Origin of the sequence: Actinokineospora bangkokensis (assembly GCF_001940455.1) — a bacterium.
Lineage (GTDB): Bacteria > Actinomycetota > Actinomycetes > Mycobacteriales > Pseudonocardiaceae > Actinokineospora > Actinokineospora bangkokensis.
Window position 1 is genome coordinate 161,275 of sequence record NZ_MKQR01000011.1, and the last position, 14,238, is coordinate 175,512.

General features: G+C 74.6%; 12 protein-coding genes. All 12 read right to left on the minus strand.

The features are described 5' to 3' along the window. Positions 1–113: 113 nt before the first annotated feature. Positions 114–1,883 (minus strand): ATP-binding cassette domain-containing protein, encoded by a 1,770-nt coding sequence (locus tag BJP25_RS11645; RefSeq protein WP_075974889.1) that lies wholly within the window; start codon positions 1,881–1,883, stop codon positions 114–116. Next, entirely contained in the window at positions 1,876–3,597 is a 1,722-nt protein-coding gene (locus BJP25_RS11650; protein ID WP_075974890.1) for an ATP-binding cassette domain-containing protein, read from the minus strand. The genes BJP25_RS11645 and BJP25_RS11650 overlap by 8 nt, the downstream gene beginning before the upstream one ends. After that, positions 3,588–5,108, minus strand: a complete 1,521-nt coding sequence (locus BJP25_RS11655) for an alpha/beta hydrolase family protein (RefSeq protein WP_158075637.1) — start codon at positions 5,106–5,108, stop codon at positions 3,588–3,590. Before BJP25_RS11655 ends, BJP25_RS11650 begins: the two co-directional genes overlap by 10 nt. A 167-nt stretch (positions 5,109–5,275) precedes the next feature. Next, entirely contained in the window at positions 5,276–6,886 is a 1,611-nt protein-coding gene (locus BJP25_RS11660; protein WP_143219015.1) for a hypothetical protein, read from the minus strand. Then, positions 6,879–7,676, minus strand: coding sequence for a GNAT family N-acetyltransferase (locus tag BJP25_RS11665; RefSeq protein WP_075974893.1), 798 nt, complete (start codon positions 7,674–7,676; stop codon positions 6,879–6,881). Before BJP25_RS11665 ends, BJP25_RS11660 begins: the two co-directional genes overlap by 8 nt. Then, the gene (locus BJP25_RS11670; RefSeq protein ID WP_075974894.1) at positions 7,673–10,183 is read right to left on the minus strand and encodes a class III lanthionine synthetase LanKC N-terminal domain-containing protein; all 2,511 of its coding nucleotides are present in this window, start codon (positions 10,181–10,183) and stop codon (positions 7,673–7,675) included. The genes BJP25_RS11665 and BJP25_RS11670 overlap by 4 nt, the downstream gene beginning before the upstream one ends. Positions 10,184–10,185: 2 nt before the next feature. Next, positions 10,186–10,317, minus strand: coding sequence for a hypothetical protein (locus BJP25_RS36165; protein ID WP_269844537.1), 132 nt, complete (start codon positions 10,315–10,317; stop codon positions 10,186–10,188). A gap of 69 nt (positions 10,318–10,386) precedes the next feature. Beyond that, positions 10,387–10,524, minus strand: a complete 138-nt coding sequence (locus BJP25_RS34105) for a hypothetical protein (RefSeq protein WP_158075638.1) — start codon at positions 10,522–10,524, stop codon at positions 10,387–10,389. A gap of 34 nt (positions 10,525–10,558) precedes the next feature. Next, on the minus strand, positions 10,559–10,693 hold the full coding sequence (locus tag BJP25_RS36170) for a hypothetical protein (protein ID WP_269844538.1): 135 nt from the start codon (positions 10,691–10,693) through the stop codon (positions 10,559–10,561). 29 nt (positions 10,694–10,722) lie between these two features. After that, positions 10,723–10,854 carry a hypothetical protein gene (locus BJP25_RS36175; protein ID WP_269844539.1) on the minus strand — a complete coding sequence of 44 codons (132 nt, stop codon included), beginning with the start codon at positions 10,852–10,854 and terminating at the stop codon, positions 10,723–10,725. 43 nt (positions 10,855–10,897) lie between these two features. Beyond that, positions 10,898–11,041 (minus strand): hypothetical protein, encoded by a 144-nt coding sequence (locus BJP25_RS34110; RefSeq protein ID WP_158075639.1) that lies wholly within the window; start codon positions 11,039–11,041, stop codon positions 10,898–10,900. 196 nt (positions 11,042–11,237) lie between these two features. Continuing rightward, entirely contained in the window at positions 11,238–14,174 is a 2,937-nt protein-coding gene (locus BJP25_RS11675; RefSeq protein WP_075974895.1) for an AfsR/SARP family transcriptional regulator, read from the minus strand. Positions 14,175–14,238 lie beyond the last annotated feature (64 nt).

Genomic DNA, 14,238 nt, shown 5'->3' on the forward strand with positions numbered 1-14,238 from the left:
GACAGTGCACCAGGAACCGCTATCCGCCGGGCATCCGCTTCCCTTCCTTCCACATGCCGGGACGCAGCACGACGCCCCCTCGCCTGGGGGCGAGGGGGCGTGGTGGCCGCGGGTCAGCGGGTCGGTTGGTACGAGCGCGCCTGGGAGAGGTAGAGATCAGCGTAGAGGCTCTGGGCCGCAATCAGTTCAGCGTGCGTCCCCTGCTCGCGGACACCGGCGTCGGCCAGGACGATGATGTGGTCGGCGGTGCGCACGGTGGAGAAGCGGTGCGAGACCAGGACGGTGACCATGCCGCGGTCGCGACCTTCCGCCGCAGCGGCGGTGAAGCGCTCGAACAGGGCGTGCTCGCTCTCCGGGTCCAGGGAGGCGGTGGGCTCGTCGAGGAAGCGCAGCAGGGTGTGCCTGCGCATCAGGGCCCTGGCCAGCGCGAGGCGCTGCCACTGCCCAGTGGACAGGTCGACGCCGTGCCAGCGCGTGCCGAGCTGGACGCCGGGGTCGGGGACGGCGCCGGTGGCGTCGGCGCGGGTCATGGCGTCGGCGATCCGGCCGGTGTCGTCCAGTGCGGGCAGGTCCCCGATGCCGACGGCGCGGGCGGCGGTGAGTTCCGGGCGGGCGAAGTCCTGGAACGCGGCAGCGAGCCGGGACCGCCAGGAGTCCGGGTCCAGGGTCGCCAGGTCCACGCCGTCGACGAGGATGCGGCCCTCGGTGGGGAGGTAGAGGCCCGCCAGGAGCTTGACCAGGGTGGTCTTCCCCGCGCCGTTCTCCCCCACCACCGCCAGCACCGACCCCGCGCCGATCGTCAGCGACACGTCGCGCAGCACCCACTGGCCCGAGCCCGGGTAGCGGAACGACACGCGGTCGAGCACGATGCCGTCGGTCAGCCGTGTCGGTGCGGTGGTGACGCCGGGTCGGGTTGCTGCGTCGGCGTACTCGCGCAACCACTGCACCCGCGCTGCCGAGCGCAGCGTGCCGCCGAGCGCGGACAGCGACACCACCGGCCACACCACCGCTGTCTGCACCTGGGCGGCGAGGTAGACCACAAGCACGACATCGCCTGCGGGGGCTTGCCCGCGCAGCACCCGCCACAGCACGAGGCCCACCGCCCCGATCACGCCGACGGCGTAGCAGGTGTCGCGGACGCCCGCCAGCAGTGCGGCGCGGGTCTCGGCCCGGTCCAGCGGAGCCCGGTGGACGCGCCAGGCTTCGGCGGTGCGCCGCCGCACCTCCCCGGCCACGCCGAAGACCCGGATCTCCATGCCCGCGTCCCGGTCGTGGGCGAGCCCGCGCAGGTGGCGGGCGAGCCTGCCGGGTGCGGCGGAGACCTCCTCCGCGGCGGCCCGGTGCCGCTGCTGGCGGCGGGCCACCTCGACCGCGGGCAGCGCCAGCAGCACCAGCGCGATCAGCACCGGGTGGACCACGACCAGCAGCACGAGCACGGTCACCGCGCCCAGCAGCGACTTGGCGACCATCGCCATGGCGACCACGCCGCGGCCGAGCGCGCCCTGCCGCTGGCGCAGCAGTTCCACCTTGTCCCGCACCACCGGGTCCTCGTGCTGGTCCAGGCCGGGGAGGTGGGCGCAGAGCCGGGCGACCTCGACGTCGAAGGCGTGCGCGACCCGGTCGGCGAGGACCTGGCGGCGTTCACTGGTGGACAGGTCCACCCACCAGCTCGCGGTGACACCGACGACCAGGCCCGCGACCGACAGGGCGATGAGCCTGGGATCGCGGTCCAAGACGCCGGTGGTCAGCAGCGACAGCCACAGCCCGGCCAGCAGGCCCAGCACGTTCGCGAGCGGTTCGACCAGGGCGACCAGGCAGCCGCGGCGGTCGACCCGCCACGCGGTGCCCAGCAGCAGGACGACCGACCGCCACCGCTCAACCACGGGAGTGCTCCTCTACCTCGGCGAACCGCGCGGCCTGCACGGTGAACATCGCGGCGTACCTGCCACCGAGCGCCATCAGCTCGGCGTGCGCGCCGTCCTCGGCGATCCGGCCGCCGTCGAGCACGACGATCCGGTCGGCCCGGCACACCGAGGCCATCCGGTGCGAGACCAGCACGGTGGTGACCGAGCCCGCGACGGCGCGGAACCGGTCGAACAGCTCCACCTCGGCGCGCACGTCGAGCGCGGCGGTGGGTTCGTCGAGGACGAGCACACCCGCTCCGTCGTCGACCGCGGCCAAGGCCCTGGCCAGGGCCACCTTCTGCCACTGCCCCCCGGAGACGTCGCGGCCGCCCGCCTGGGCGGCGCAGAGGGGGGTGTCCCAGCCGAGGTCGACGAGGTCGGCCCCGCCCGCCGAGGTGAGCGCCCGGACGAGGGTGTCCTCGTCGCGCGGGGTGAGCGAGACGTTGTCGCGCAGCGGGAGCTCGTAGCGGGTGAAGTTCTGGAAGATCACGCCGAGACCGGTGTCGACCTCGACGCTTCCGCTGTCCGGGTCGTACAGCCCGCACAAGAGCTTGACCAGCGTCGACTTGCCCGCACCGTTGACGCCCACCACCGCGATCGACTGCCCCGCGGGGACGTCGAGGTCGATGCCGTCGAGGGTGGGTTCACCCCGTCCGGGGTAGGTGAAGCGGACACCGCGCAGACGTATCGCGCCCGCGCCCTTCCGCCCCTCGTGGATGACCGGGGTGCGCGGGGGTGGTGTGCCCGCGGCGAGCCGCTGGATCCGCCGGGCCACCTCGCGGGCGCGTCCCAGCGCGTACTCCGGCTCTCCGAGGAATCCCAGCGCCGAGGACCCGAGGACGGCTTGCACGGCCACCGCCAGCCCGGCGACCGACACCGCCCCGGTGCCCGCGGCCCAGCCCGCGTACCCGAGCACGGCCAGGTGTGCCACGCCGAGCCCGGCCACGGCGGCGCCGATCCCCCGCAGGTCGGTGGCACGGTCGCGCCAGAGGGCGGTGAGCGCGGCGTGGTAGGTGTCGGCGTATCCGCGCACCAGCCATCCCGCGAGCCCGTAGAGCCGCACCTCCTTGGCGGCCTCCGTTCCGGTTGCCAGCTCCCGCAGGTAGCGGGGCCTGCGCAGGGTGGACGCGCCCGCCCCGGCGCTGACCGCCGCGCTGTGGTCGATCCAGCGGCGCACGGCCACGGCCATGCCGCGCCAGCCTGCCACCATCACCAGTGGCGCCCACCAGGCCAGGGACAGCAGCAGGACCAGGGCCGCGAGCCCGGTGGTGCGCCGGGTGATGACCTCGCGCGCGCTCGCGGCGGCCCGGGTGAACCCGTCCGCCCGCTCGGCTTCAGCGAGGGCTGCCAGCTCCGCGGCGGTGGTGGGTGCCTCCAGCGCCGCGATGCCCGGGGTACCCAGGGTGATGTCGGCGATGGCTTCGTGCGTGGCTGCGGCGTGCCGTCCGTCGAGGGCGGGCACCAGGTGGTCGAGGACCGCCGAGGCCACCACCCCGCCCACGGACGCGACCCCGAAGAGGACCAGCCCCCGCACCGCACCCACGCTGTCGCTGGAGACGACCGCGTCGATCAACTGGCCGGTGGCCACGACCGCCGCGGTGGGGGCCACCCCCTGCAGCACGGCCAGCAACGCGGCCAACCCGGCCCGCCACCCGCCCGCGCGGGCCAGTGCCCGCGCCACCGTCAGGTCCATGTCCGCTCCTCAGCCTCGGTGTAGTGGTCGACCAGGGCGCGGTTCCAGTCGGACCAGTCCGGGATGGAGTGACCGCCGGGGTGGTCGAAGAACCGGACCGGCGCGCGCGGGTCGACCGCGCGCACGGCCTCCAGCAACCGGTGGGACTGCGCGACCGGGCTCCGGTCGTCCCGAGTGCCGTGGCCGATCAGCAGCGGCACCGCGGCGAGGGCGGGCGCGCGGCTCAGCGGGCTGCGCTCCCACAGCCGCGCCCGATCGCCCAGCAGCTCGCCCAGCTCGTCGTCGAGCCAGCGGCGGCGAACCCCGGACATGCCCGCGCTGAGGTCGGGCAGATCGGTGACCGGCGCCCAGACCGCGACCGCCGCGACCGGGGTCGTCGTGGCGACCAGGAGCGCGAGATAGCCGCCGTAGCTCTGGCCGTAGAGGTGCACGGGGCGACCGTCGGCGGCCAGGGACCGCAGCCTGCGCGCGACCGCCTCGGCGTCTTCCCCGCCCCAGTCGCCCCGGCCGCGCTCGCGGTAGGCAGCACCGTAGCCCGAGCTCCCCGGGTAGTTCGGCCCGACGACGGCCCACCCGGCGAGCACGAGCGCCTCGACGACCGGGTCGTAGAGCTGGCGCAGCTGCCCACGCGGACCACCGTGCAGGAACACCACCGTGCCCCGCGGTTCGCGGTCGCGCGGGGTGAAGACCCACTCCGGCACGTCGTCGACCAGACGGTGGAACCAGCGCAGCGGGCCGCCCTCGGCCGGTCCGCTCGCAGCGGGGAGCGCCCAGTGGGCGGGTCTGGGCGGCGCCGCGGGCGACTGGTGCAGCCCGACCAGGTGGTGCTCGTCGCGCGCGAAGGTCACCTCGGTGGCCAGGCCCGGGGGCGGCACCAGGTCGCCGACCAGGGCACCGCGCCGGTCGAGCACCCGGTAGACGAAGCGGTGGTCGGCGGAGGCCATCGTCAGCAACCTGCTACCGGACGGGGCCAGGTCGACGGCGTCCTGCCCGGCCTGGTCGTGGAACCACCGGACCCCACCGGTCGCGGGGTCGAGGATCCCGGGCACCGAGCGGCCCAGCCCGTCGATGCCGGTCAACCCGGCGCGGCCGACCGACCGCACCGCGCGCACGCCGTCCGGCCAGGACACCGGTACCTCCGTGGGGATGCCGCCGCTCAAGCGCAGCAGGCTCAGCCGGTCGCCTTCGACGATGATCGTGTCGTCGAACCAGCCGCCGACCCCGCGCACGCCCCGGGTGCCGGGGATGGGCGCGTAGGTGTCGTCGTCGGCGCGGTAGAGACACAGCTCCGCCGCGCCGCGGCTGGTCAGCACCACCAGCACCTCCAACCCGCCGCCGGGGGTGACCCGGCATCGCACGGGCCGCCCCAGCACCCGCAGCCGCCGGGCCACGGCGCCGCGGTGGGTGGTGTCAAGCACCCACAGCAGCGCGGGCTTGGTGGGCAACCAGAGCACGACGTGGTGGTCACCCGCCCACCCCAGCACCCGCCAGTCCGGTTCGGTTAGCGGCATCGTCCACTGTGGTGCACCGGGGATTAGGGAACCGTTGTCTCGCAGGGCAAAGCACAACACGCTGTCGTTGTCGGCGACCACGACCTGTGCGCGGTCCGGGGAGACGGACCACGCCCTCGGCACGCCCACGGCGGGCCCTCGGGTGGTGCGCAGGTCCACGTGGGGGGTCATGGCCTGGCCCCCAGCGCGGCGAGCGCGTCGAGCCCGGCGCGGACCTGCGCGCTGAGGGCGAGGTCAGCCCGGATCTCGCCCAGGGGCCGGTCGACCCGGGGTTCCCCGGTGGCCTCCAACGCGCGCACCATCGCGGCGAAGGCCGCTGGGGCGGCCTGCCGCATCCGCCGCGACGCCTCGGCGTACCAGCTCGCGGCCGTCACCGGCGCGCCGTGGGCCAGGCACCTCGCGGCCAGCGCCGAGCAGACCTTGACCACTGCCAGTTCGTCGGCGCGGCGTGGTGCGGGGCACGCGTCGTGGACGCGCAGCAACTCCTCCGCGAACTCCTCCGCCCGTGGTTGGTCGCCGGTGGCCAGCAGGGCGTCGACCAACTTGGGCACCGCATAGGTGAGGCCCGCCAACGAACGCGCCGCCGCTGCGGCGCGCGCGGACTCCAGCCGGGTGCCCAGCGCCTGGGCGGCGGTGGCCGGGTCTCGGCTCTGGACGTCGGCCAGGTTCGTCAGCAGCAGGCACCGCTGCTCGACCAGCGCCGGGTCGGGGTTCCCGGCCAGGGCGGCCAATCCGGCGCGCTCGGCCGCGGCGGCACCTGCCCGGTTGCCGGTGCGCAAGTGGGCCAGCGCCGCGCCGTTGTGGCTGGCCGCCACCCGGCTGGCACCCGCGCCGCCCTGGACGGGCACGTGGGTGCTGGCGTAGTCGAAGTGCCGCAGGCTCTCCGCCGGTGCCGCACCTTTGGCGAGCGCTTGGCCGAGGTGGTAGGCCAGCAGCGATCGCGTGGACGGGTCGACCCCACCCCGCTCGGCCAACGCCAGCACCCGGTCGGCCGCGGCCGGGCCGAGGTGAGCGCGGTGGGCTGCGACGAACGCTGCCAACCGCACCCCGATCCCGCCCGTGCGCGCGACGCGGGCCAGGGCCAGCGGTCGGTCGGCCGACACCGCGCAAGCCACCGCGCTCAGTGCGCTGGCGTCACCCGCCAGCAGCAGAGCGGACAGCGACGGCACCACCGCACCACCGACCACGAGTTCGGCCAGTTCTCGGGTGGCCCCACCTCGGCCGACGCAGGTGACGAGGTCACCGCGGCGATCGACGAGCTCATCGACGCGCGAGCGATCCCACCCCCGCTCCACCGCCCAGCGGTGCAGGTCCGCGGTTGCCACGATCCCCCCGGCGGTCCGCACCGCGGCGATGGCCTCAGAGTCGCCAGTGGACGGGGTGGCCCGGTGGCGCAGCACGACGACGCGCAGCAGCCTGCCGCCTGCGCGCACCCGCTGCGCGCAGGCGCGCAGGAACGACACGTCCGCCGCACGCACCCGGCCGGAGAACTCGGCGACCAGCAAGCGCGGAGCGGCCTCGGCCACCTCGCGCAACGCCGACTCGCGCAGCGCCTGCCGGTTCTCCCTGGCGTGCAGCAGGTTGTGGACGGACACCAACTCCGAGGCGGGTGCTCGGTGCGGCGAGCGCAACGCCCACAGCGGGACCTCTCCCGCACCGAGGTGGTGGGAGGTGTGCGCGGGGTCCAGCCGGGCGAGCGCCGAGGCGATCTCGGCGGGAGCGGCGACCAGCACCCGGGCCCCGTCCGGGTCCAGCATCTCCTTCACGAGGTCAGGCATCTCCGCCCCCCACGGGGATCAGGCTCACCCGCAGCGGCGGCCGGACCGCGGTGAAGCCCAGCGAGCGGTAGAGCCTGCGGGCGACCCAGTTGCCCTCGACGACGTGCAGGTGGCACTCGGCGTACCCGACGTCGATCAACCGGGTCAGCGCGGCCAGCAGCACCGCCTTGCCGAACCCGGAGCCCCGGTGCTCGGCGGACGCCACGCAGTGCCCGATGAGCGGGACCCCGTGGTGCTCGGTGACCGCGACCGCCGCCACCACCGCCCCGTCCACCTCGACCACCACGCTGGCCTGGTCGATCAGCGGACCGTGCGCGCCCGCTCGGACCTCCCGCCAGACCGACAGGTCCAGGGGCCGGACGCCCTGCGGGCTCAGATCCGCCAGGACGTCGTCGGGCACCGGGGCCAGCGGGCGCACGGCGTGGCCGTCGGGCAGTGGCCGCACGCGCTCGGCGAGCAGGTCACCGTCCAGCAGCAGACCCATGTGGACCATGCGGTGCAGCCTGCGGGTGCCCACCAGGTCCGCGTCCCAGCAGTCCGGGTGGATGGCGACCACCTCGGCCACGCCGAACTCCGCACCCACCCGGGCCGCCGCGGCCAGCAGCAGCGCGGCCGCGCCCGGGTCACGGCGGTGCGGGCGGAAGTCGTGCAGCGCGACCTGGCCGCCCAGGCCTCGGGCGGCGGTGCAGGAGAACTCGGGCACCCCGGGTGCGCTCGCCCGGACCAGGCGGTGGTCCTCGTCGGGTGCGAACAGGTCGATCCGGGTGGTGGGGACGCCGGTGGCGGTCATGGTGTGCTCCCGGGGATGGTGAGGGGCGCGTGCGGCAGCAGACCTGCCAGACGCAGGCGGAAGGCGTGCACGCCGAGGTGGCCGCGCATGTAGGAGGGGCGCGGGGCGCTGCCGCCCTCGTGCGCCCAGGCGTGGCCGCGCCCGGAGCGCACGCGCAGGGCGTCGAGCTTGCGGCCGACGCGCTCGGCGCCGTCGAGGAACTCCGGCTCGGCCAGGTCGAGCAGGAAGTCCCCGTCGCCCGCGAGCCCGTGGCAGCGGTTGGCGCTGCCGAAGGCGCGGCCGCCGGTGATGGCCCGCCCGGCGCCCCTGGCCGCCTCGACCAGGTCGTCGTCGCCGGTGGCCCGGCCGGTCGCCAGCAGGAAGGCCCCGACCCCGGCGGCACCGTTGCACCAGTGCGTCCACAGGGCCGACCCGGGGTCGGGACCACCGCGCCAGCTGTGGCCGAGGGCGGTGGGCTCGGCCAGCGCGACCAGCGCGCGGGCGGCTCGCACCGCCGTGCCCACGGCCGCGTCGTGCCCGAGGGCGGTGCCGGCGACCAGCAGGAAGTAGCCGATGCCCGCGCTGCCGTGGGCGTAGCCGTAGCTGTGGTCGGAGCCCTTGAGCCACACCGGTAGACCGGAACGGTCCTGCGCGCCGTCGAGCAGCCGCTCGACCACGCCGAGCACGTGGCCGCGCCGATCGAGGTCACCGGTGGCCAGCAGGGTGCCCAGCTGGGCCAGACCGATGCCCGCCCACCCGTGGGTGATGTCCCAAGCGCCGGGGTCGTGCGCCACCAGCGCGTCGGCGAGGGCGTGCGACCGGGCGCGCAGCAGGGGGGCGCGGCGGCCGTCGACCAGGGTCGACAGGTCCGCCAGCAGCCAGGGCAGCGCGCCCACCCCGAAGTGCAGTCCCGGCGGGGTCGTGCCGGGGACGAACGGGGTGCCGGAGACCACCCGGTCGAGCAGGTCGGCGGCGTGCCGGACCCAGCGGCGGTCACCGGTGGCGCGGAACAGGTCCAGGTAGAACTGGGCGACCCCGGTGGTGCCGGTGTGAAAGCACGCGGGGTGGAACGCCTCCGACGCCCACGCGCTCGGCCACGGCCACGCCCCGCGGTCCCACTCGGCGCGGTCGACCAATTCCTCCCCGGCGGTCACCGCGTCTTCGACGACCTGGTCGGTGTCGCAGCGCGTGGTGCCCGGGGGTGCGCCGATGCGGTCGCGCACGAGGTCTGCCTCGACCTCGACCCCGGCGGGGGCGAACGCGGTGAGCATCGCGTCGACGTGGGGGGCGGGGTCGTGGCCGATGCCGACGAAGGGGTCGACGCCGGTCAGCACGAAGTGGGTGGTGGCGGCCACGGCGAAGTCCGGGTCGGAGTCGCGGCCGGGCTTGCCGTAACCGGGGGTGCACCCCTCGAACAGCGGCTCCGGCGACTCGGCGAACGCGCACAGCTCCAGGTCGATGGCGGTCAGGCGCCCGTCGTCGACCATGATGTTGTTCGGGGTGAAGTCGCGCGGCTCGACGCCGTGCGCGCGCAGCCCGTCGGCCAGCGCGGCGACCTCGCGGCAGAGCACCCGCAGGTCCGCCGCGGCCACGCCGCCGGTGTAGTTGGCCCGCTCCACGAACCGCCGCAGGGTGACCCCGGGCAGGAACTCCGCGACCAGGTAGGCGTTGTCGTCCTCGACGAAGAAGTCCAGCGGCTCGGGCGCCAAGCCGGTGCCGCGCAGGTGGCGCAGCAGCCGCCACTCGTTGCGCAGCCGGTCGACGGCGTCGCGGCCGAGGACGTCGGCGCAGGTGCCCGAGCGCCCTTCCTTCACGACGACCGGGCGGCCCGCGAGCTCACCGCGGAACACACCGCCCTTGACCGAGCGCTGCACCAACCCGGAGATCCGCACGCCCCGGCCGAACAGCCCGGTTCCCACCGGCGGCGCCGGTGCGGCCACGGGCGGCAGCGGGTCCGGCACCCATTCGGGGCGGTAGCCGCCCGGTTTGCGGCTGTCCGGGACCGCGGTGCCGTCCGGGGAGAGCACGACCAGCGACCGGACCTGATCGGGCCCGGCGTAGGTGATCTTGCCGACGAAGGCGCCGTAGCGCAGGTGCACGTTGCTGCCGCGCCGGTAGCGGCGGTCGCTGGGCACCGCTGGTCCGGGCAGGTCCCGGGTGGCGGAGTGCAACTCCTCGGCCAGGTCAGCGACGTCGGCGCTGTCCTCCAGGTAGGCCGTGACGAACTTCCCCGCCTGGGACACGGGGCTCGGCGGCGAGCACAGCCGCGCCAGGTGCTCGACGGTGCGCGCGGACTTCCACCGCACCCCGCGGCGCAGCAGGATCGGCGCGACCCGGCGCAGCGCCTCGGCGGCGGTGGTGGGGACCGTGCTGACGTGCAGCTTCCACCCCTGCTGGGCCAGCGGGCCACCACCGGTGGGCTCGAAGTGCCACCAGCCGCCGTCGGGGCGGACGCGGTGCGTGCGGCTCCACTCGGCGGCCAACCGGTGGGCCACCTGCGACACCGGGTCGAGCACGGGGACGGTCACGGCTACTCCTGGTAGGTGGGTTGGCTGGTCCAGGTGCAGACGACGCACAGGGACGGGTCCTCGAACTGGAACGAGTCGTCCTCGTAGCCCAGTGCGAGCAGGTCGGCTGCGGTCATCGGCTCGGACTCGGACATCGGGCTTCCCCTTCCCGAGGTGGACCGTGGGGCCCCGGACCTGGTCCGGGACCCCACGAGCGGTGAGTCCTAACCGAGGGACTCGTTCTCCGTGACGGTCCAGCTGCACACGGTGCACAGCGAGGGGTCCTCCCCCTCGAAGCTGTCCGCCTCGTAGCCCAGCTCGGCCAGGTCCTCGACCGTCTTGGGGTCGCGCTCGTCGCTCATGGGTCTTCCTCTCGGTTCGTGGTGGGTGTGGGAGTCAGAACTGCTCGGGCGGCGCAGGGGTCAGGCTGCACACGGTGCACAGCGAGGGGTCGTCCCACGCGAAGCTGTCCGCCTCGTAGCCCAGCTCGGCCAGGTCCTCGACGGTCTTCGGGTCGCGCTCGTCGCTCACGGTGTTCCTCTCCATCCGTGAGGCGGGTATCAGGCCTCGGCGTGCGAGACGGTCCAGCTGCACACGCTGCACAGCGAGGGGTCCTCCCCCTCGAAGCTGTCCGCCTCGTAGCCCAGCTCGGCCAGGTCCTCGACGGTCTTGGGGTCGCGCTCGTCGCTCATGGGTCTTCCTTTCGCGGAGTTGGTTTCCGGAAGGTGCCGGGAGTCAGTCCCAGGGGGTGTCCGACTGCTGGACCGCCTGCACGGGCGCGGCCACCGGCTCGATCGCGGTGACGGACGCCGTCGCGGCTCCGATGGCGAGTGCGGCCATCGCGGCGGTGAGGGCCAAACGCAATTTCCAGACCAGCATCGCTGACTCCCATCGCTTCCGGTTCGGGGCTGGTGGCCTGGGGTTTCGCTCCCTGTCGGCCGCCATGGGAAAAGAGTGCGACCGTCGGGATTCCGCAGGCGATCCGAGGACTATCCGCCCGCTATTCGCGCGAGCACCCCGCTATCCAGGCGTGTCAGCGACCAACAATGTTTTCCAATAGCAGGAAAATAAGAACCTATCCGAGTTCGAGGCGAAGCTCCGACACGCGCCGGAGCCAGTCCCCCGCCCCGATCTCGGCGAACGCGCTCTCCGCGGCGGTGAGGCCGTCTGCGGCCACGTCCTCGGCCCCCGAGGCCAAGGCCACCTCCGCCCGGGCGAGCAGGACCCGCCCCTCACCGACCCGGCTGCCCGCCGTCCGCATCAAGTCCAGCGCCTCGGTCAGGGCGGTCGTCGCGGCGGGGAGGTCGGCGCGGGCCAGGTGCACGGTGCCGACCCCGAGCAGCGCGTACCCCTTGCCCGCCGGGTCCTCCGCGGCGGTCACCGACGACAGCACCGCCTCGAACTCGGCCTCGGCGCGGTCGAGCGCGCCCCGGTCCAGGTGCAGCAGCCCCAACCGGTACCGGGCCTGGGCCGCGACCCGGCGCACGCCCAGCCGGGTGCAGATCGACAGCGCCGCGCCCAGCAGGTCCTCGGCCGCGGCCGGGTCACCGGAGTCCAGCTCGATCTGCGCGAGGTTGGTCAGCACGTGGGCCTCGCCCACCTCGTCGCCGCTGCGGCGCAGGTCCGCGATGGCCCGCTCGTAGTGGTCGCGGGCCGACTCCCGCCTGCCCTGGATGCGGTCGATGGTGCCCAGGCCGCGTCGAGCCAGGCCGCGGCCGTGCGCGTCATCGGCATCGGTGAACCACGCCAGCGCCGCGGCCAGGTCCGCGCCCGCGGCGTCGAAGCGCTGCTCGACCAGCGCCAGAGCTGCCCGCGAGTAGCGGATCCTGGCCTCCGCCCGACGATCGCCGTGCGCAAGGGCGCTCTCCAGCGCCACCTCGTGCGTGGCGCGCCAGTCCTCGCGGAGCGCGCGTGCCTCGAACAGGGTCACCAGGCTGACCGCCAGGTCGCAGCACAACGCCACGTGGCCCAGGTCCGCAGCCAACCGCACCGCGGTGAGGGCGTTGATGTGCTCGGACTCGAACCACGACACCGGTTCGGCCAGCAGGTCGTCGAGCAGCCAACCGGGCAGCGGCCACGGTTCGGCGTCGGTGCGCGGCGCGGTGAAGTCGCCGCCGTACTCGCGCCGGTGCGCCTCCCCCGCCAGGTAGCACCAGCAGCGCAGCAGCCGGTGCAGGGCGGCCCGCCGCTCCTCGGGGGTGAGCTCGGCGGCCAGCAACTCCCTGGCGAAGACGCCGACCAAGTCGTGCAGCCGGTAGCGGGTGTTGCTCCCCGACCCCGCGTGCACCTCCGCCAACCGCGCGTCCACCAGCTCATCAAGCACACCGGCGGCGTGCGTGGCGTCCTCGTCGAGCAGCGGCCCGCACACCCAGGAACCGAAGTCCCCCGCACCCAGCGCGCTCAGCAACAGCAGCAACCGCCGCTCCCGCGCCCCCAGCGCCTCGATCGACACGGAGATGCTGGCGCGCACCCCGGTGCCGTGCAGCGAGAGCTCGTCCAGCCGCCAGCGCTCGTCACCGAGCCGGGTGGCCATGTCCACCAAACGCCAGTGTCCGCGGGTGGCCAGCTTCGCCGCGGCGATCTGCAGGGCCAAGGGCAGGTGGGCGCACGACGCGGCGATCGCCGCCGCGGCCTCCGGCTCGGCCGCCACGCGCTCGGCGCCCACCATCTCCGCCAGCAGCAGGGCGCTGGTCTCCGGGCCGAACGGCAGCAGGTCCACCCGCCGCGCGTTGGGCAGCCCGGTCAGCGCGTACCGGCTGGTGATCACGGTGGCCACCCCGACCGCCGCGGGCAGCAGCGGCTCCACCTGCCCGGCGCTCGCGGCGTCGTCGAGGAGCACCAGCACCCGCTTTCCCGCCAGCTTGCTGCGGTAGAGGCCCTCCAACGAGTCGCGGTCGGTGGGCAGGGTCGCGGGGGGCACGCCCAGCGCGCGCAGGAAGTACCCCAGCACCTGCTCCGGTGGCACCGGGCGGGCGTCGCCGCTGCGCAACCGCGCGAACAGCTGCCCGTCCGGGAAGCGGTCTGTGACCTCGTGCGCCATCTCCACCGCCAACGCCGACTTGCCCACCCCCGCCGCCCCGGTCACCACCAGGGGTTCGTCACCGGCCCCCGGCCCGAGCAGCGCGGAGCGCAGCCGCTCCCGCGCCTCCTCCCGCCCCACGAAACCCCTGCTGCGCAGCGGGAGCTGCCTCGGCACTTCCCTGGCTTCGACGTCGGGTTCGGGTTCGACCGGCGCCGGTTGGGGCGCGACCACAGGTAGCGGCGCGACCTCCACGGTGCCGGTGAGCACCGCGTGCTCCATGGCGCGCAGCGAGTCCCCGGGCGTCAACCCGTTCTCCTCGACCAGGACGTACCGAGCCCGCCGGTACACCTCCAGTGCGTCGGCTTGCCTGCCGTCGAGGTAGAGCGCCGCCATCAGCCGGGTGTAGAAGCACTCCCGCAGCGGGTGCGCGGCGATGAGGTCGCGCAGCTCGCTGACCACCTGGCGATGCCTGCCCAGCCGCAGTTCCAGCCCCACGCAGTCGTCGATGACCGATAACCGGTCCTCGTCCAGCCGCAGCGCCGCCGCGTGCACCACGCGGCTGCGCGACCCGGCCAGCGCATCCCCCCGCCACAGGTCCAGCGCCTGCCGCAGCGTGCGCACCGCCCGCTCCGGGTCTTGTGAGCGAGCCGCCTCCCGCCCCTGCGCGACCAACTCGCTGAACACCACCGCGTCGATGCTCTCCCCGGGAACCGTCAAGGCGTACCCGGGCTCGCGGGTCGCGATCGCGTTCGGGAAACCCAGCCCGCTGAGGAACGGCCGCAGCTTGGAGATGCTGATCTGGATCTGGGACCGCGCCGTCACCGGCGGGTCGTCGTCCCACACCGCTGTAGCCAGCCGATCGCTCGGCACCACCCGCCCCACGCCGAGCAGCAGGACCGACAAGACGATCTGCTGACGGGTCCCCCGCACCGGCACGACCTGCCCACCGTGCCACACCTCCAGCGGACCGAGCAGCCGGAACGTCGCCAATCGGAGCGCCCCCTCTCCACAGAGCCACCACCCCGACCGCCGCCCTCGGAATATAGCACTCGAT